General features: G+C 52.1%; 16 protein-coding genes and 1 pseudogene. 8 read left to right on the forward strand and 9 right to left on the reverse strand.

Annotated elements, in window-relative coordinates; genetic code table 11:
• Positions 1-12 precede the first annotated feature (12 nt).
• From HNR75_RS03770 to HNR75_RS03800, 7 genes are all read right to left on the reverse strand, one after another.
• The gene (locus HNR75_RS03770) at positions 13-1,482 is read right to left on the reverse strand and encodes a NarK family nitrate/nitrite MFS transporter (protein ID WP_188025687.1); all 1,470 of its coding nucleotides are present in this window, start codon (positions 1,480-1,482) and stop codon (positions 13-15) included.
• Positions 1,483-1,491: 9 nt separating this feature from the next.
• Positions 1,492-2,322 carry an ABC transporter ATP-binding protein gene (locus tag HNR75_RS03775; RefSeq protein WP_188025688.1) on the reverse strand — a complete coding sequence of 277 codons (831 nt, stop codon included), beginning with the start codon at positions 2,320-2,322 and terminating at the stop codon, positions 1,492-1,494.
• An 18-nt stretch (positions 2,323-2,340) separates the two neighbouring features.
• The gene (locus HNR75_RS03780) at positions 2,341-3,279 is read right to left on the reverse strand and encodes an ABC transporter permease (RefSeq protein ID WP_188025689.1); all 939 of its coding nucleotides are present in this window, start codon (positions 3,277-3,279) and stop codon (positions 2,341-2,343) included.
• Positions 3,280-3,334: 55 nt separating this feature from the next.
• A complete protein-coding gene (locus HNR75_RS03785) occupies positions 3,335-4,699 on the reverse strand; it encodes a CmpA/NrtA family ABC transporter substrate-binding protein (protein ID WP_188025690.1) in 1,365 nt (454 codons plus the stop codon).
• A 218-nt stretch (positions 4,700-4,917) separates the two neighbouring features.
• Positions 4,918-5,478 (reverse strand): ANTAR domain-containing response regulator, encoded by a 561-nt coding sequence (locus tag HNR75_RS03790; RefSeq protein ID WP_188025691.1) that lies wholly within the window; start codon positions 5,476-5,478, stop codon positions 4,918-4,920.
• A gap of 22 nt (positions 5,479-5,500) precedes the next feature.
• Positions 5,501-6,265, reverse strand: coding sequence for a uroporphyrinogen-III C-methyltransferase (gene cobA, locus HNR75_RS03795; protein ID WP_246358721.1), 765 nt, complete (start codon positions 6,263-6,265; stop codon positions 5,501-5,503).
• Positions 6,266-6,287: 22 nt separating this feature from the next.
• Entirely contained in the window at positions 6,288-8,906 is a 2,619-nt protein-coding gene (locus HNR75_RS03800; protein WP_188025692.1) for a nitrate reductase, read from the reverse strand.
• A 279-nt stretch (positions 8,907-9,185) separates the two neighbouring features.
• Between HNR75_RS03800 and HNR75_RS03805 the strand changes: the two are divergent.
• The 6 genes and pseudogenes from HNR75_RS03805 to HNR75_RS03830 all read left to right on the forward strand — a co-directional run bounded on the left by HNR75_RS03805 (position 9,186) and on the right by HNR75_RS03830 (position 16,382).
• A pseudogene (locus tag HNR75_RS03805) lies at positions 9,186-9,790 on the forward strand (uracil-DNA glycosylase family protein).
• Between the two features lie 55 nt (positions 9,791-9,845).
• A complete protein-coding gene (locus tag HNR75_RS03810) occupies positions 9,846-10,067 on the forward strand; it encodes a hypothetical protein (RefSeq protein ID WP_188025693.1) in 222 nt (73 codons plus the stop codon).
• Between the two features lie 236 nt (positions 10,068-10,303).
• Complete coding sequence (locus HNR75_RS03815) at positions 10,304-11,251, forward strand: 2-hydroxyacid dehydrogenase (protein ID WP_188025694.1); 948 nt, start codon at positions 10,304-10,306, stop codon at positions 11,249-11,251.
• Positions 11,252-11,284: 33 nt separating this feature from the next.
• Complete coding sequence (locus tag HNR75_RS03820) at positions 11,285-12,247, forward strand: NAD(P)-dependent oxidoreductase (RefSeq protein ID WP_188025695.1); 963 nt, start codon at positions 11,285-11,287, stop codon at positions 12,245-12,247.
• Positions 12,248-12,450: 203 nt separating this feature from the next.
• Complete coding sequence (locus HNR75_RS03825) at positions 12,451-15,180, forward strand: cation-translocating P-type ATPase (RefSeq protein ID WP_188025696.1); 2,730 nt, start codon at positions 12,451-12,453, stop codon at positions 15,178-15,180.
• Between the two features lie 5 nt (positions 15,181-15,185).
• Positions 15,186-16,382 (forward strand): MFS transporter, encoded by a 1,197-nt coding sequence (locus HNR75_RS03830; protein ID WP_188025697.1) that lies wholly within the window; start codon positions 15,186-15,188, stop codon positions 16,380-16,382.
• A gap of 2 nt (positions 16,383-16,384) precedes the next feature.
• Here HNR75_RS03830 and HNR75_RS03835 read toward each other — a convergent pair whose 3' ends face one another.
• Together HNR75_RS03835 and HNR75_RS03840 are read right to left on the reverse strand one after the other, a co-directional pair.
• Positions 16,385-16,906 carry a phosphoribosyltransferase gene (locus HNR75_RS03835; RefSeq protein ID WP_223157746.1) on the reverse strand — a complete coding sequence of 174 codons (522 nt, stop codon included), beginning with the start codon at positions 16,904-16,906 and terminating at the stop codon, positions 16,385-16,387.
• Between the two features lie 46 nt (positions 16,907-16,952).
• Positions 16,953-17,735, reverse strand: a complete 783-nt coding sequence (locus HNR75_RS03840; protein WP_188025698.1) for a DeoR/GlpR family DNA-binding transcription regulator — start codon at positions 17,733-17,735, stop codon at positions 16,953-16,955.
• Positions 17,736-18,075: 340 nt separating this feature from the next.
• Between HNR75_RS03840 and HNR75_RS03845 the strand changes: the two genes are divergently transcribed.
• Together HNR75_RS03845 and HNR75_RS03850 are read left to right on the forward strand one after the other, a co-directional pair.
• Positions 18,076-18,825, forward strand: a complete 750-nt coding sequence (locus tag HNR75_RS03845; protein WP_188025699.1) for a sugar phosphate isomerase/epimerase family protein — start codon at positions 18,076-18,078, stop codon at positions 18,823-18,825.
• A 6-nt stretch (positions 18,826-18,831) separates the two neighbouring features.
• Entirely contained in the window at positions 18,832-19,830 is a 999-nt protein-coding gene (locus HNR75_RS03850; RefSeq protein ID WP_188025700.1) for a sugar kinase, read from the forward strand.
• The last annotated feature ends 7 nt before the right edge of the window (positions 19,831-19,837 follow it).

A 19,837-nucleotide genomic window follows, 5' to 3' on the forward strand; every position in this document is an offset into this window, starting at 1 on the left:
TATCCCGATAACTTAACTCACTTTGATAAGTTCTACCGAACCGTCATCGTTAATTTCAGCCATATGACCACGCGGTTCATTCATGAACAGGATGGCGATGATGCCAAGAATCGCAGTTGCTGCAATCACGATGAAAAAGGTTGCGTAATCAACGAACGACAGCACCGTCAGGAAGAACACACCACCGGTATTGCCATACGCACCGGTCATACCCGCGATTTGGCCGGTCAGACGACGCTTAATCAGTGGCACCACCGCAAACACGGCACCACACCCCGCCTGCACACAAAACGAACAGGTGATCACCACCAGCACCGCGAGCAATAACGGCCATGCACTCGTGATCATCGACATCGCGCAATAACCCGCCGCTAGCCCAGCAATGACAAACATCAAGGTCTTTTTACGGCCAAAATGGTCACTCAACCAGCCACCATAAGGCCGCGCAATCAGGTTCATAATGGCAAACAACGACCCGACTAAACCGGCATAGACCATATCTAGCTTATACACATCGGCAAAAAACATTGGCAGCATGGAAACGACCGCTAACTCAGAGCCAAATGTGGTGAAATAGAGAATGTTAACTGCCGCAACTTGCTTAAATTGGTAACGCTGAATTTCTGGTACGGGTGTATGAAAGATCTCTTTATTGACTTTATAAACACAGAAACAGTCGTAAACCAGAATCGCCGCGAGAACTGCATACACACCAGAGGCCATGGAATCAGTTATCAGCGCGACACCGTGCGGTGACAATTTCCAGGTCACCAGCACCAGCGCGATATACATCGGCAGTTTCATCAGCAGCAAGAAGAAGAAGTCACCCTTACTGGTCACTTCCAGACCGCCCATCTTTTTGGATTTAAAATAGGTGGAACCTTTCGGTGAATCAGACACGTTGAAATACCAGATAAAGCTGAACGCCAGACAAACCAGACCTGACATGGCGACCGCATAACGCCAGCCGTCATCGCCACCAAAGAATAACGCAACGGTTGGCAGCAAAATCGCAGCAGCAGCGGAACCAAAGTTGCCCCAGCCGCCGTAGATCCCTTCGGCGATCCCTAATTCATTGGCCGGAAACCATTCACTGACCATGCGGATGCCGATAACAAAGCCGGCACCGACAAAGCCAAGCAGCAAACGAGCCATCGCCAGCTGCGCAAAATCGGTCGCGAAAGCAAACCAGAAGCAGGGAATGCTGCCTGCAAACAGCAAAAAGCTGTAGGTCAGACGCGGGCCGAATTTATCGGTCAGCATCCCGATAATGATACGGGCCGGAATAGTTAACGCCACGTTCAGGATCAGCAGCGTTTTTACTTCCGCCATGCTGATATTGAGGGATTCTGCAATCAAACCCAGCAACGGTGCATGGTTAAACCACACCACAAAGGTGATAAAAAAGGCCATCCAACTCAGATGAAGAATCTTCATTTTGCCGGTAAATGACAGCATATTAAATTTATTATCTTGATTCATAATGATTCCCTAAGCTACGGCACTGCTTTGGTTGTGTTTGCTGCTTTTCAGCCGGGTAACCTTGCTCTGTTTTTCATAGAGGAAGCTCAGTACCTGCTGGCGTAAATGGTGATAATGCGGGTTATCTGCCAGCTCGACGCGGTCACGCGGACGCGGCAGATCAATATGCAGGATCTCGCCAATGGTCGCGGCCGGACCGTTGGTCATCATCACGATGCGATCCGATAGCAGCACGGCTTCATCGACGTCATGCGTGATCATGATGACGGTGTTGTTCAGCTCGGCCTGGATCTCCATCACCGAATCCTGCAGATGAGCGCGAGTCAGTGCATCCAGCGCACCGAACGGTTCGTCCATCAGCAACACTTTGGGTGACAGTGACAATGCTCGGGCGATACCGACGCGCTGTTTCATCCCGCCGGAGATCTCATGTGGTTTCTTATCCAACGCATGGTCCATCTGCACCAGCGACAGGTAGTAACGCACTTTCTCGTCTACGTCCTTTTTGCTGGCTTCTTTCATCACCTGACGTACCGCCAGCTCGACGTTTTGATACACAGTCAGCCATGGCAGCAGTGCGTGGTTTTGAAAGACGACCGAGCGCTCCGGGCCGGGACCATCGACTTCACGACCATCGAGAATGATGCCGCCGGAAGTCGCTTCGGTCAGACCAGCGACCAGATTCAGCACGGTACTTTTACCGCAACCGGAGTGACCGATCAGAGAGATAAACTCGCCTTTGGCAATCTTCAAGTTCACATCCACCAATGCTTCAAAGAAGCCCTTGTCGGTTTTGAAACGCATGCCCACGGCACTTAAATCGAGATAGGTTTTGCTCATTTTCAATATCCCCATTAATCAGCGCAGTTCACTGCGTTTATCCCACGAAAACCATTTCTGCAGTTGCAGCATGCCGCGATCCAGCATGAAGCCGATGACACCGATGGTGACGACCGCGACCATGATGCGCGCCAGCGATTGCGAGCTGCCGTTCTGGAATTCATCCCACACGAATTTGCCCAAGCCCGGATTTTGCGCCAGCATCTCGGCAGCAATCAGTACCATCCACGCCACCCCCAGAGACAGACGCAGTCCGGTGAAGATCATTGGCACCGCTGACGGCAGAATGATTTTGCGAACATGAGTGATTGGGTCGAGTTTCAGCACACGGCTGACGTTTTTCAGGTCCGGATCAATATTGGCAACACCAACCGTGGTGTTCAGCAGTGTCGGCCACAGGCTGCACAGCGTGACGGTGAACGCCGAGTTGATGAATGACTTCGCCACCACCGGGCTGTCACTGACATAGACCGCACTCACCACCATGGTCACCAGCGGCAGCCAGGCCAGCGGCGAGATAGGTTTCAGGATCTGAATCACCGGATTCAACGCCTGATACATCCACTGATTCAGACCCAGAATGATGCCCATCGGGATCGCGATCAGACTCGCGACCAGAAAGCCGGTGGCTACCGTGATCAGACTGGTTTTGATCTGATCAAAGAAGGTTGGCCGTCCGGTATACGGGCGGATGGTGACTTTCGCCGTCGGATCGGCTTTCAGCTTGTCCGCATTACGCTGTTCCTGCCGCTGATAAAATGCGGACTTTTTATCCTGTTCGGTCTCATGTTCATCCACCAGCCCCATAAACTGCTGGGCGGTAGCAACCGGGCCCGGTAAAGAGCCCAGCGTGGTCGTTACCTGACTGGCCGCGATTTGCCAGAAGAACAGGAAGGCCAGCAAACCCACCAACGGGAACGCCATGTTTTGCCATTTGATTTTCAATAATGCTGACATGGTTTAAATCTCCTCAGCTTCAGCCTTAACCCTAATCTCAACCTATACCTGACATTTAAAGTTTCTGATCGCCTTTCAAACCAATCGGGAATTGCTTCAGATAGTCGTTCGGTTTGTGACCATCGTAGGTAATGCCATCAATGAACTTGTTGTCTGGCGCTTTGTAGCCGGTCTCTTTGGCAAAATCAGGGAAGTCGCTCGCCTTCATCTTGCCTTCGGCAATCAGCTCTTCTGCGGCCTGACGGTACACTTCCGGTTTGTAAACCTGCTTCGCCAGATCGGCATACCAGCTGTCTGGTTTCGCTTCCGGGATTTGTCCCCAGCGACGCATTTGGGTCAGATACCAGATCGCATCGGAGTAATACGGGTAGGTCGCGTTATGACGGAAGAAGATGTTGAAGTCGGCAGCCGGACGTTTGTCGCCTTTCTCAAACTCAAAGGTGCCGGTCATGGAGTTCGCAATCACTTTGGCATCGGCGCCGACATATTCCGGTTTTGCCAGCAGATTGACGGCTTCCTGACGGTTAGCGTTGTTGTTTTCATCCAGCCAGTAAGCGGCACGGATCAGTGCTTTCACCAGATGAATGTGCGTATTCGGGTATTTTTCTGCCCATGATTTGGAAACCCCGAATACTTTCTCTGGGTTGTTATGCCAGATTTCATCGTCAGTCACGACCGGCACGCCAATTCCCTTAAAGACCGCAGCCTGGTTCCACGGCTCACCAACGCTGTAACCGAGGATAGTGCCTGCTTCCAAGGTAGCCGGCATTTGTGGTGGTGGCGTTACCGACAGCAGCACATCGGCCTGTTGCTGGCCGGTGTTATCACCTTTCAGTGGCGCATAAAAGCCAGGGTTCAAACCACCCGCCGCCAGCCAGTAACGCAGCTCGTAGTTGTGAGTAGAGACCGGGAACACCATACCCATGTTGAACGGCTTACCCTGATCTTTGTAAGACTTAACGACCGGTTTCAGCGCATCCGCCTTGATTGGATGCACTGGTTTACCATCAGCACCCACTGGTACGTTGGCTTTCATCGCCTCCCACACCTTGTTGGAAACGGTGGTGGCATTACCGTTCAGATCCATGCTGAAGGCAGTCACTACATCGGCTTTTGTTCCTACGCCTGCAGTAGCACCCAGCGGCTGACCAGCCAGCATATGCGCACCATCCAGTTCACCGGTGATCACGCGATCGAGCAGCACCTTCCAGTTGGCCTGCGCTTCCAGCGTGACATACAGCCCTTCATCTTCGAAATAGCCCTTCTCATAAGCGACGGCCAGTGGCGCCATGTCGGTTAACTTGATAAAGCCTAATTTCAGCTCTTCTTTCTCAGGGGCACCTGTCTGTGCCTGCACCGCCGTTGAAGCCAGCACCGCACTTACCATCCAAGCTACTGCATTGCGTTTTAATGTGATCATTCCATTGCTCCAAAAAAAACGCCTCACTGGTTAATTCCAGTGAGGCGTCATTGCCTGAGTACCAAATTGTTGGGCAGCCGCCGTTGGCTAATCCGTTAACATATTTGATACATTCAGCATTCGTGCCAGTTTTGAAAGTTGTCAAAACATGGCTTTTTTATGCATTTTTAGTGGATTTAATGGATTCCCATGATTCAGAACGGTGCAGCCGCACCGGATCAGTCAGCCAGTGTGGCGAGAATTCGGCGCGCCAGATCAGCCATCGACTGGCTGTTTTTCATCGCGGTAGAACGCATCACTTTATAGGCAGTTTCTTCATCCAGCCCCTGCACTTTCATCAGGCGCGCTTTGGCCTGCTGGATGAGTTTGTTTTCTTCCAGACGCTGCGTCAGATCATCGACCGCCAGTTGCTGTTTACGCATCACCTCTTGCTGCAGACGCGCCTGTTTCAGCCAACCTTCTACCGGCTCTTTTTCTTCGACCCGGTGCGGCACCAGCGTCACGCCCGCTTCCAATAAGAGTTGCTGCTGATTTTCCGGCAGGTTTTCCATAAACAACACCACCGGCAAGCCCTGACTGGCCAGTGTCGTCGCAATTAATCGCCATTCCGCCGTTAACCGCCGGCAATCGAGCATCACCCCATGGATATCACCCGGCGGGTGCATAGGATCGATCTGTTTGACCAAATAAGGCTCATGACCATAGCGGCTCAATAGCAAACCCAGGCGGTTGGCCTGGGCTATATCGTCGCTATAAATCAGGATCTTCGAATAACTCATCCATGATTCCTAAATAGAAGATCTAGGCTACCGATTGCAGCAAAGTTTCCGCCATATCACCTAACTCAGCACGCAACTGAACCACCTCACCCATGATCATTAAAACGGGCGTTAATCCGCTTAAAGTATGAGTGGTTTGTTCCAGACACGCGAGTGTCGTCACTTCAACGCGCTGCTGACGTGTCGTTCCTGCCACTACCAGTGCAATTGGCAAATTTGCCGGCGCACCGGCCTGCAATAAGCCGCGGCGCAATTCCGTTGCCCGCTCTAACCCCATGTAAAATACCAGGGTGCCACCACTTTTAACCAACCCACTCCAGCCGTGAAATTCACCACCGTCTTGCACATGCCCGGTCACCAATGTGACCGAACGAGATAGACCACGATGCGTCAACGGAATACCGGTTGCGGCAGCACAGCCAATCGCCGCCGTGATCCCTGGTACTACTTCAAATGGCACATTGTTCGCCACCAGCAATAGCGCTTCTTCACCACCACGACCGAACACATAGGGATCGCCACCTTTAAGACGCACAATCCGTTTGTGTTTCCCGGCCAGTGTCACCAGCAGTTCTGAAATGGCTTCCTGTTTCAAACTGGGTTGCCCGCAACGTTTACCCACGTCATAACGGGCAGCCGAAGCCGGGATCAGATCCAGAATTTCATCACTGACCAGTCGGTCATACACCACGACATCGGCCTGCTGAATGCTGCGCAATGCTTTAACTGTCAACAGATCCGGATCTCCGGGGCCGGCGCCCACTAACGAAACAAAACCGTTCATCATGCCCACTCCTCTTGCTTCGTTATCAGGCTTCATTGCTGCTGGTGTGTTTATGCAGCAATTTCTTCAATTCCACCACGCAGGTGCCGCAGTTCGTGCCACAACGCAGCAGACTCTGCAAACCGCTCAGCTCACTGATGCCCTGTTCGCCAATCGCATCGACAATCTGTTTTTCACTGACACGGAAGCAGGAACAAATCATGCGACTATCACCCGCCAGCGCCTGTTCCAAGGTGGTGGACAGCGCCGTGCTATTCATCGGCAGACCGAGTAATCCGGCCAATAAATCGATATTCACCTGCTGATGCGTGGTGCTAACCAGCAATAAACCGATGATGCGTCCCTGGTTCAGTTTCACGGCCAGCCAGCCGCCTTTCAGTGGCAGACGTAACCAGCGACCCTGTTGGGCTAACTGGAACCAGACTTGCTCGGCAGTACGGGTTTCATCGGTCAGACGACGGCATTCACCGGCATCCAGCGGACGACGCGCCCACCAGCTTACCTCTAATTCCGGTTCATGCTGACCGACCCAGAGGCCATGCCATTTCACATTGACCGCTTCCGCCATTACTTCGGTTTGCTTGAATTGTGGCTGACCAGACACAGCATCCACAACTGGCGCTACCAACCGGTTCACACCGGAACAGGAAGAAAAATCATCCGACCAGTGCATCGGCATAAATGCTTCGCCATCACGCAGGCCGTCATCACGGCCTAACAAGGTCATCACCGATCCCTGCAGCGAATTGATGCGGATCAGCGCACCTTCGCTAAAGCCGCTCGCCTGTAACGTATGCTGATTGACATAGACTTTCGGCAGCGGTTCAGTTTCCATCAGACGCGGCAGATGCCCAGTACGTGTCATGGTGTGCCATTGATCACGCAGGCGACCGGTATTTAACAACCAGCTACCTTCCTGTCGTTCCGCCTTACGCTTCAGAACCGGCTCCTGCGGCACAACGGTCAACAAATTAGCTTTGCCATTCGGCGTAGAGAAACAGCCATCACCGAATAAACGCTGGCTGGCAGCATTTTTACCGGCCGGTAACGGCCATTGCCGCGGTGTGAATTGTTCATATTCGTCATCGGTCAGCGTTGCCAGTGCGGAAATATCAAATTGACGGCTGCTATTTTCAAAACCTGATAGCGCCGCATGTTCGCGGAAAATATCGACGGTATCATTGTAGTTAAATGCATCAGCAAAACCGAGGCGCTTGCCTAGTTCTGCCATGGCCCACCAGTCCGGTTTCGCTTCACCGGGCGCGTTGGTAAAGGCACGCTGACGAGTGATACAACGTTCAGAATTGGTCACCGTACCACCGCGTTCGCCCCAACCTGCGGCAGGCAGCAGCAAGTCGGCAAACTGGGCCGTATCAGTTTTCGGTGTCATTTCAGAAACCACCAAAAACTCACACTTGGCTAAGGCCTCGCGCACCATCACCGAATCCGGTAAAGAAACCGCCGGGTTGGTCGCCACCACCCACAGTGCGCGAATTTTACCGCTGCGCACCGCTTCAAACATGTCTACCGCTTTCAAACCCGGCTTGCGGGCAATATTAGGTGCATTCCAGAAACGGGCAACCCGATCGCAGTTTTCATCGCTGAAAGTCATGTGTGATGCTAACTGAGTTGCCAGCCCACCCACTTCTCGGCCACCCATCGCATTCGGCTGGCCGGTCATCGAAAACGGTGATGCCCCCGGCTTACCCACCCGTCCGGTCAGCAGATGGGTGTTGATCAGCGCATTGCCTTTATCAGTACCCTGATTGGATTGATTGATCCCCTGACAGAACAACGTCACTGCTTTTTCGTTCTCACCAAACCAGCGATAGAAGGTTTGCAGTTCACTGACACTCAAGCCGCATTTTTGCGCCACATTCGCCAGTTCATAATCCGGCGTCATCAGCTGGGCATGTAGCTCGCTGAAACCGTTAACGTGCTCTTCGATATAGGCGTTATCGATCAGATCATGATCCAACAGATAACGGCTTAAGCCATTAAACAGCCAGACATCGCTACCCGGCCGCAGCGCCAGATGCAGATCAGCCTGCTCCGCGGTCATGGTCTTGCGTGGATCAATCACCACCATTTTCATTTCTGGACGACGTGCCCGCGCTTGTTGGATGCGACGGAAAATTACCGGGTGTGTCCAAGCCGTATTGGCACCGGTGATCACCAGCAGATCGGTAATTTCCAGATCGTCATAACAGCCCGGCACCACATCTTCACCAAAAGCACGGCTGTGTGCCATGACGGCGGATGACATACACAAACGGGAATTGGTATCAATATTGGCCGCGCCGATGAAACCTTTCATCAGCTTGTTGGCGATATAATAATCTTCGGTCAGCAACTGGCCGGAGACATAAAAAGCAACGGACTCTGGCCCGGTTTCAGCGATGATACGACCAAACTGCGCGGCCATTTCATCCAGCGCCGTATCCCAGCTCACCTGCTGGCCGTGCAGCCGCGGATAAAGCAGCCGGTTTGGAAAAGCCAGCGTCTCCATCAAACTGCCGCCTTTGACACACAACGCCCCGCCATTCGCCGGGTGTTCCGTATCGCCAGCTAAGGTCTTGGCATCATCTACCGTAATGCCACAACCGACTCCACAATAAGCGCAACTGGTATGAACACGACTCATCCTTGCCTCTCAGAATAAAAAAACGCCCGGCCCTTCAAGAGAGCGCGGACGTCGGTGTCCCAAATCTAATTTAATATTTTAGATACAAGTTTCATGCCTGATTTAAACAAGCTGATAACACAGGATTTTTCTGAGGAAAGGAAAGAAAATGCACCAGAATTGAACAATAAAAAGGAAGGCGCGCCCTACGGGAGCACAAATTCCACTATCCCTTCATTACGCAATGCGTCTCTGAACAGATATATTAGACATATATAACTCTCTGATCGTTAGCCCCCCATGACCTCTCTCGAATCGCTGCTCACCGATGTCCGTGCCTGCACGCTTTGCGCGGAGCACTTACCGCTCGGCCCTCGCCCGGTAGTGCAGATCCACGAATCTGCACGAATTCTGATCGCAGGACAGGCGCCGGGAAGAAAGGTGCATGAAACAGGTATTCCGTTCAATGATGCCAGCGGTGACAGGCTGCGCGCCTGGCTGGGTGTTTCACGCGACGTGTTCTATGACGCCAGCCAGATCGCCATCTTGCCGATGGGTTTCTGCTTCCCCGGAACCGGCAAATCCGGTGATCTGCACCGAGACCGGAATGCGCTCTGGCCTGGCGGGCACCATTGCTGTCGCATCTGAAAAATCTCAAGCTGACACTGGTCATCGGCCAGTACGCCATGGCCTATCACTTTCCGGATGAAACAGGGACGCTGACAGAGATCGTTCAGGCTTGGCACAAATACTGGCCGCATACTGTTCCCCTGCCACATCCCAGCCCGCGAAATAATCTCTGGCTCAAGCACAACCCCTGGTTTGAGCAAGAACTGGTGCCACTGCTGCAAAATCGGGTAGCGGAAATCCTTGCAGGTGATGCACCCCGGGCAATGTTGGAATAGTCCGTCGTCTGCTGCTATCTTCAAATAGAGGATCCATCCACTTAGGGAGGCGAGTATGAACAGTCGTGAAAAGGTTCTCGATTATCTGGCCACCGATTACCACGTAAATGGCCTTACCGCCGGTGAAGCTTTTATCGGCATAACACCTGATATGGCGATGTACTTGACTCAGGACGACAAGCACTTCTTCCAGGTCCACTGCGATGACCCTTGTCATGAGGTTGCCAAAGCATGTCATGCCGGGCATGTATGGCACGGTGACGAGAACATGAAATAGCGTAGCCAAATCGGCACTAGTTCATTAGTACGTGCAAGACAGTATGTTCAAGGCCGTCGCTCGTCAGAGCTGCCGGCCTTACCCTTCTTTCAAACCGGCATCAACAGTAAGCCGGTTTCGCCCGCACATGAAAGCCGATAGCACTACACCACACAAATGACACCCACTGAGACTGTTACTCTGCAGCAATTCTTTTTATAGTGGTCTTAAAATCAACCAGATAAAGAGGTTCAGCAATGAAAGTGCTCTTTGCTGCGGAAGAACACGCCTGGGGCGGTATCCTTGGTAAATTCCGTCAGGCGTTGCCCGATGTGGAGTTTGTGGCAGCAGGTGGTTACGGAACGCAGTCACTGCAAGGTTTTGATGTGCTCATCCCCACCATGACCAAAATTGACGCCCGTTTGCTGGCAACCGCTGACCAGTTGCAGCTTATTCAACAGATTGGTGCCGGTCTGGAAGGTGTCGACCTTGATGCCGCCAAACAGCATCAAATCGCCGTGGCAAATGTGCCGACCGATATTTCCGGTAATGCCGATTCTGTCGCGGAGTTAGGCATCTACATGATGCTGGCGCTGGCGCGTAACGCACATGGAATTCCCCGCCATTTTCAGCAACGTGAATCAGGGCGGCCCATGGGCCTCGGGCTGAAAGGCAAAACTGTCGGTCTGATCGGCTTAGGCGGCATCGGTAAAGCACTGGCGAAACGCCTGGCTGCGTTTGATATGCGACTGATCGGCATCAAACAGCATATTGATCCTGATTTTGCCAAAGCCCATCATCTGGACTGGCTCGGTACACTGAACGAACTGCCAACCTTACTGCATCAAGCCGATTTTGTGGTGCTCAGTCTGCCGGATAGTCCGGAGACCCATCATATTCTGAATTCACAAACCTTCAGCCAGATGAAGCCGGGAAGTTTTCTGGTCAATCTCGGACGAGGTGGTTTAATTGAGAAAGATGCGCTCGAAGCTGCATTGAAAAGAGGGCATCTTGCCGGTGCCGGGCTGGATGTGTTCTGGCAGGAGCCGCCGGATCCGGCCGATCCGATCTTCCAGCAAAACATCATTGCGACACCGCATATAGGTGGAGTGACAGATATTTCCGTACAAGGGATATTCGAAGCCGCATGTGACAATATCCGCCGGTTACAAGCCGGAGAACCGATTCTTCATCGTCATGCCTGATGCAGATCAGGCAAATTTATTGCCGAGGTATTAATGAAACCAAACGTCGTGCTTTACCGCAAAATTCCCGATGACCTGTTAGCAAAATTGCAGGAGCAATGTCAGGTCACTTTTTTCGATGGCATCAATGCAGATAACCGTGCTGCTTTTATCAAAGCGTTAGCTGAGGCAGAAGGTGTTATCGGTGTTGGTGTCAAATTTACCGATGAAGTGCTGGCCGCCGCGCCAAAACTCCGGGCCGCTTCGACTATTTCAGTCGGTTATGACGACTTTGACGTGGCAAAACTGTCTGCACGCAGTATTGCGCTGATGCATACTCCCGGTGTGCTGACCGAAACTACTGCAGATACCATTTTTACGCTGGTGCTCTGCGCGGCCCGCCGTATCACCGAACTGGCAGATAAAGTGAAAAACGGTGAATGGCAAGGCAGTATAGGGCCTGACTGGTACGGGTCAAATGTGCATGGCAAAACCATCGGTATCCTGGGGATGGGACGTATCGGCTATGCCGTGGCGAAACGTGCGCATTTCGGTTTTGATATGAACGTGATCTATTACAACCGTTCCGCCAAACCGGAGGCCGAACAGCAATTAAACGCCCGTCGTTGCTCACTGGACGAAGTGCTGGCCGAAGCCGATTTTGTCTGTAACGTACTGCCGCTCATGCCGGAAACCCGCCATATAATTAATCGTGAAACGCTGGCAAAAATGAAACCGTCTGCCTTTTTCATTAACGGTGGCCGGGGTGCTTCAGTAGATGAAGCTGCGCTGGTTGACGCCTTAAAATCAGGCGTGATCAAAGGTGCCGGGTTAGATGTGTTTGAAACAGAACCGCTGCCAGTCAGCTCGGAATTGCTGTCGTTGCCGAATGTCGTCGCCCTGCCCCATATCGGCTCTGCCACCCACGAAACCCGTTATGAAATGTCAAAAATGGCGGTAGAAAACCTGCTGGCAGCACTGAACGGTGATCGCTCAAAAAATTGCGTGAATCCGTAGGTTTCACGAGGATTTTCCAGGGTGATCAGGGTTGCCTGATCACCTTATATTGCTACCTGTTCTGCACCCATTCTGAACACACATACACGTCACCTGAAAGCAATTCACTGATAAATAAGCGTCATTTTTTCTATCAATCGGTTCCCATATGCCATGCTTAAGGAGGATACTTCTCTGGCATACATCTCAACATGGAGCGAGTGATGACTGATCCTGCATTCTCTTCTTCTGATTTCCATGCTCAATCTTCTGAACACGTCTTAATCAATATTCAGTCCCAGACTGATGGCCTTTCCGGCGAACAAGTTAAACAGCGACAACAGCAATACGGTCCCAACCGCCTGACTCCGCCGGCAGGTGAAAGCAATTGGCAAAAATTTCTCCGGCAATTTAAAAATGTGCTGCTTTATGTGTTGATCGTGGCGGCCATAATGAGCTGGATATTAGGGCGCTGGACAGACGGCGCCGTCATTCTGGCCGTCGTCGTGATCAACGGCATCTTTGGTTTTATTCAGGAAGGCAAGGCCGAACAGGCGCTGGCCTCGATCCGCAATATGTTACGGGTGCATACCCATGTATTGCGGGATGGTGTCCGCCAGCAGGTGGATGCCGAGGAGTTAGTCCCCGGTGATATCGTATTACTGGAATCCGGCGATCGGGTTCCGGCCGATCTGCGCCTGATTGAATCCATCAACCTGGGCGTTCAGGAAAGTGCGTTAACCGGCGAATCATTCAGCGTACAAAAAAATACTGATCCGGTCAGTGCCGAGGCACCACTGGCAGAACGTTTTTGTATGCTCTATGCCGGCACGCTGGTCACACAGGGGCGCGCCCGTGGTGTCACCATCGGTACCGGAGATAACACCGAAATCGGGAAAATCGGCAACATGCTACGTGCGGTCGAACCCCTGGCCACCCCCCTGATGAAACAGCTGGGTGATTTGGGACATACCCTGACCAGAGCGATTCTGGTACTGACCGTATTTACCTTCCTTTTTGGCTGGATCTGGCGCGACTACCCGGTCGATGAGCTGTTTATGGCGGCCGTGGGCCTGGCGGTAGCCGCCATTCCGGAAGGTTTACCGGCCGTGATAACTATCACACTGGCGATCGGGGTACAACGAATGGCCAGTCATAATGCCATCATCCGCCGTCTGCCAGCCGTGGAAACCTTGGGTTCTGTCTCCGTCATCTGTACCGATAAAACCGGCACGCTGACCCGTAACGAAATGAGCGCGCAATCGGTCCGGCTCAGTACCGGTGAACTGGCGGTCAGTGGTGTTGGATATCATCCGGAGGGCGATATTACGTCGGATGAACAACTGCCAACCGACGCTCAGAACCAGACCCTGCAACGGTTAGCGACTGCTGCCATTCTCTGTAATGATGCCCGTTTTGATCAGGAAACGTTGCCCTGGCAGCTTCACGGCGATCCGACCGAAGGGGCATTACTGATTCTGGCTGCGAAAGCCGGGCTGGATCCGGCATCAGTGCAACAATCCACACCGCGTCTGGCGGAGATCCCGTTTGAGTCAAGCCACGGTTATATGGCGACCCTGCATCCTGCGCCGGAAGGGAATACGACACTGTATCAGCTCCTGCTGAAAGGCGCCCCTGAAAAGGTGCTGGGTATGTGCTCCCGGGTCTGGACGCCAACCGGTTCACGCCCATTGCATCTGGATGAATGGCAGCAGGCGATTGACAGTTTCGCCGCCCGTGGCCAGCGGGTACTTGCGCTGGCGGAAGCCGACACAGCGGACGCGGATATTGCCATGATCGATAATCCGGACGGTTCCCCGGATCTCTCCGCTTATCAGTTTAGTCTGCTGGGCCTCGTTGGCATCATGGATCCACCGCGCGAAGAGGCTCGCCATGCCATCGCTCAGTGTCAGCAGGCAGGGATCCGCGTCATTATGGTCACCGGTGATCATGCCAGTACGGCAGCGGCCATCGGTTCCCAGTTAGGATTAAGTGAACCGCTGCAGGTTATTACCGGTTCGGAACTGGAAAACATGTCGGACGCGGAGTTGCAGCAGAAAGCGGCACAGCTGGATATTGTTGCCCGCGCAACACCGGCGCACAAACTCAAACTCGTTGCCGCATTGCAGGCCGATCAGCAGGTGGTTGCCATGACCGGTGACGGCGTGAATGATGCGCCGGCACTGAAGCGTGCCGATATCGGCGTCGCCATGGGCATGAAAGGTACGGAGGCCGCGAAAGAAGCGGCAGAAATGGTACTGGCAGACGACAACTTTGCCACACTGCGTACGGCAGTGCTCGAAGGGCGTACTGTGTATGACAATCTGCGCAAAGCGCTGGTATTCCTGCTGCCCACCAATGGTGGCCAGGCACTGGTGATGATCGCCGCCATTCTGCTGGGCATTACCCTGCCTATCACGCCGGTCCAGATTTTATGGATCAACATGGTCAGCGCCATCACCCTGTCCCTGCCGCTGGTGTTTGATAAGGCAGCGACCAACCTGATGCAGCGTTCACCACGGCAGAGTAACGAAGCGTTATTGAACAATGTTCTGCTGTTCCGCATTGCCTTTGTCTCCGTATTGCTGATGGCGCTGACATTAGTGCTCTATAATTGGAGTACATCCCAGCAGCCTGATCTGGCGCGGGCCAGAACGGTTGCCATAAATTGCCTGGTAGGCGCGGAAATGGTGTATCTGATCAGTTGCCGCTCACTAGTGAGCTCGACGCTTTCGCTGACCAGCTGGTTGGAAAACGGCTATGCGCTACTGGCTATTTTCCTGTTAACCCTGATGCAACTGGCGCTGACCTATATGCCGTTTATGCACATGCTGTTCGGGACAGCCGCCATCGACCTGTCTGACTGGCTCATGATTATTGCCAGCTGTCTGCTGATTTATCTGCTGATGGAAGCAGAAAAACAGCTCACACCCCGTCTGTTTTTCAGGAAGTAAATATCATGAAATCAGAGATGAAACATCCTCCGTTACGGAAAATTCCGGCCGCAGTCTGGATTCTGGGATTTGTCAGCATGCTGATGGATGTTTCGTCGGAGTTGATCCACAGTCTGCTCCCGCTGTTCATGGTCACCTCACTCGGTGCCAGTGCGCTGATGGTCGGCTTTATTGAGGGCCTGGCACAATCAACAGCACTGATCGTGAAAATTTTCTCCGGGATGCTGAGCGACTATCTGGGAAAACGAAAATGGCTGGCAGTAACAGGCTATGCGCTGGGCGCTTTTACCAAACCCGTCTTTGCGCTCGCCAGCAGCATTGATCTGGTACTGACCGCCCGTCTATTGGATCGCGTCGGAAAAGGCATCCGCGGTACCCCCCGCGACGCATTGGTTGCTGACCTGACCCCTCCTGAAGTTCGCGGGGCCGCGTTCGGTCTTCGCCAATCGCTGGATAGCGTGGGTGCCTTTGTGGGCCCCCTGCTGGGTGTGGGGTTGATGTTGCTCTGGGCGAACGATTTCCGGGCCGTATTCTGGGTAGCGGTCATACCCGGCATGCTATCGGTATTGCTATTGATCTTCGGTGTTTCAGAACCGGATACCCCGGCGACACATAAACGGACCAATCCACTGATTATGGCCAATCTGCGTCGTCTGGACAGCCGCTACTGGTGGGTTGTCGGCATTGGCAGCATCTTCACCCTCGCCCGTTTCAGCGAGGCATTTCTGATCCTGCGGGCGCACGACAGTGGTATCCCGATTGCCTATATCCCGCTGGTATTGGTACTGATGAGTATGGTGTATGCGCTCTCTGCTTATCCGTTTGGTCACCTGTCCGATCAAATCAGCCGTTATAAATTACTGAGTTATGGCTTACTGATGCTGATTGCCGCAGACATTGCGCTGGCCATCAATGGACACTGGAGCGTGCTCCTGCTGGGTATCGTGTTCTGGGGGCTGCATATGGGCGCAACGCAGGGCATTCTCGCTGCGCTGGTTGCCGATACCGCACCCGATGATTTGCGCGGTACCGCCTTTGGCTTTTTCAATTTGGCCAGTGGCATTGCACTGCTGGCCGCCAGTGTGATTGCCGGCTGGTTGTGGGATAGTTTCGGCGCCTCAGCCACTTTTCTGACGGGCGCCGGATTTTGCGGAATAACATTACTGCTGGTGACTTTAAATAGCCGATTAAGCCCGCGCTGAAATTATTTTATTAGCTTGGATATAAAGGGCATGTTCCGATATTTATCATTCCAGGGTAATCCGTAACCCACCAGCAAGTCATCGTTTTCCATTTCATAGGCGAAGTGCTGGTCAACCGGAATATTTACCCGGCCCGGTTTGACAAACAGAGTCGCAACCGAAATGGATTTCACGTTGAAATTTTGTGCTAAAAATTCAACGATCCGTTTCATGGTGCCACCAGATTCAATGGCATCATCAACCAAAACCACATGCCGGTTAGCTATGTTTATATTTTGATGATAGATGATTGCTGATGTGTTGTTTTTTTCTCCGGGTGTATGCGGACAAGAAATGTAATCCATGGAAACATCAAATTTTAACTGTCTGACCAAATCAGCAGTAAACAAAATACCACCCGGTACAACCGTGATAATAACGACATCATCATTACTGAATTTTTTGTTTAGTTGATCCGCGACCTGACTCACACCTTCTTTAATTTGATCTGAGTTGAAAACTGTTTTACCAATATGCTTATTCATAATGTAATTCTCAAATATCCTCTGTCTCATTGAGTAATTCAGATAATCAGACTGCACGATGGATCTGAACATCCGGCCCGCACAGTGATTTCAGTAATTGTTCATCGGCATCCGCTTCGGCCACGAGTGCAGTCAGAATGTCGGTTCCGGCAATCCGGAACGGTGCAGTGGTCTCAAATTTATCGTTTGTTATGGCCGTCACTACCGACCTGGCCTGCGAGGCAACGAGGCGCTTGAATTCGGCATCTTCCAGATCAAACGCAGTCAGTCCCATATCTGCATCCAGCGCACAAACACCGAGAATGTAGAGATCAGCACGAATATTGGCGGCATCGCGCAAAGTCTGAGCACCAAGAGCCGCACCGGTGTTCCGGTTGATTGTTCCACCCAGTAGAACAAGATGAATGTTTTCCCGCTCCGCCAATACCGCGGCAATAGATGGTGCATTGGTAACCACTGTGATGTTCAAATCGTCCGGTAATGCCTGAACTACCGCCAGATTCGTGGAACCCGCATCAATAAACACCACCTGCTCGGGCTTAATGAGATTGACTAAACACGCAGCTAAAGCCTGTTTCCGTTCCGGGTTTTTTGTTGCACGTTCGGTCAGTGAACCCGACGCCGGAGAAACCGGTAATGCTCCACCATAAACCCGCTTGCATAAACCTGCCGCGGCAAGCTCACGTAAATCACGCCGGATAGTATCTTCTGAGGTATTGAATTTACGGGCCAGTTCAGAAGCGACTACCCGCCCCTGTTCCGTCAGTAAATCCAGAATGGAACGCTGCCGCTCTTCCGGTAAACAATCGATCACATCGATGGAACTCATAAAATTCTCGTTTCTGCCTATTCAGCCTGAATGAATCATAATAAAAAACGCGCAAACATGCAAAAACAAGATCAAACGTGCACAAGGTTCACGTTTATCAAAATCATCTAGTCGGAATGTTTTATTTACGGGCTCATTTGTTACCAGTAACTAACAAAAACACCTATTTTTGCCATGGAATAGTGACCGGTCTCATATTTTTAAATTCCTGAAATGGATCTTTTGATGGGACCGGTCCCATAATCATCTCATCGAGCATAACAGCTCCCCATAAATATCCTCTGCCGATGAACAGACCCAGATGGTATTTACTCTATTTATCTGATTAATAAGGACTTGTATGAGCAAGGAAATCGTTATCGTCACCTCGGCTTATGGTGCTGATACCGTCAGACAGTTTGGTGGACAAGCTGCCCTGCTGCCGATGATTAAGGCCAGCGGCGCTGACGGGGTTGAGATCCGCCATGAACTGTTAACACCAGCCGACCAGCTGGATGATCTGGCTGCTCAGATCAGCGCGCATAACCTGTTTGCCGTTTATTCCGTACCGGAATCGCTGCTGACAGACGATGGTCAGCCAGAACTGGAACGACTGGCACTGCATTTGAAAAATGCCGCACGTCTGAAAGCCCGCACGCTGAAGTTGCCACTAGGCTCAATTACCAACGATACCGATTTGTCCGGAATTACTGCAGTGATCAAATCACAGCCAGTTAAGTTGTTGATTGAAAACGATCAAACGCAGGAAGGTGGTCGCATCAGCCCGTTGATCACGTTCTTCGGCATGGTAGTTTCACAGAAATTACCGGTTTCCATGACCTTTGATATGGCGAACTGGAACTGGCTGGATGAAGACGCTTTTGTCGCCGCCAGAGCACTGGCCGCGCAGGTTGCTTATGTGCATGTCAAAGCCAGCCATACCGATCAGGGCAAAGTAAAAGCCATTGCACTGGATAACAGCGATGGCAGTTGGAAAGACCTGCTGGCAATGCTGCCAACCGACGTGCCACGCGGTATCGAATTCCCACTGGAAGGCGACGATCTGACTGAAGTGACCCGTTATTACGTGGCTAAATTAAAAGAGGTGTAACGATAAATGACTACTCAAGCAATCAATACCACCGATGACCTGGATGTGGTGACATTTGGTGAAGCCATGATGATGTTTGTGGCCACCCAAACCGGTGATCTGCATCGCGTAGAACAATTTGTTCGTCGTGCCGCCGGTGCAGAATTAAATGTCGCCATTGGTCTGGCGCGTCTGGAACTGAAATGTGGCTGGGTCAGCCGTCTGGGTAATGACTCTTTTGGCCGGTTTATCCTGGATACACTGGATAAAGAAAGCGTCGATCGTCGTGCAGTGACCATTGATAACACCTACCCTACCGGCTTTCAGCTTAAATCCAAAGCCGAAAATGGGACCGATCCCATAGTGGAGTATTTCCGCAAAGGATCGGCTGCCAGCCACCTCTCGCTGGCTGATTTTAACGAGGCCTATTTCGGCGGTGCCCGTCATCTGCATTTAAGTGGTGTTGCAGCAGCGTTGTCACCAACGTCATACGAATTATCCGCCTATGCCGCACAGTGGATGCGGGCACATGGTAAAACGGTCTCCTTTGATCCGAACCTGCGCCCTGTGCTGTGGCGCTCCGAAAAAGAGATGGTGACGCAGCTGAACAAACTGGCTTTTGCCGCTGACTGGGTACTGCCCGGTATGAAAGAAGGCCGCATTCTGACTGGCTTTACCACACCGGAATCGGTTGCCGATTTTTACCTCGATGGTGGTGTTAAAGCAGTCGTAATTAAAACCGGTGAAGATGGTGCTTATTACAAAACAGCAGAGGGCGAAAAAGGCGTCGTTCCTGCTGTCTTCGTGAAAAATGTGGTGGATACCGTAGGTGCTGGTGATGGTTTCGCGGTTGGCGTTATCAGCGCATTACTGGAAGGAAAAACAATAAAAAATGCTGTCGCTCGCGGTAACTTTATCGGAGCCCGGGCAATTCAGGTAATTGGTGATAGTGAAGGTCTTCCGACAAGAAAAGCTCTGATTGCAGAGATGACGATGACAGAAGAAACCGCTACGGTTTCTGTATAACGAATTA

The organism is Tolumonas osonensis (assembly GCF_014202415.1).
In the GTDB taxonomy this organism is placed as follows: Bacteria; Pseudomonadota; Gammaproteobacteria; order Enterobacterales; family Aeromonadaceae; genus Tolumonas; species Tolumonas osonensis.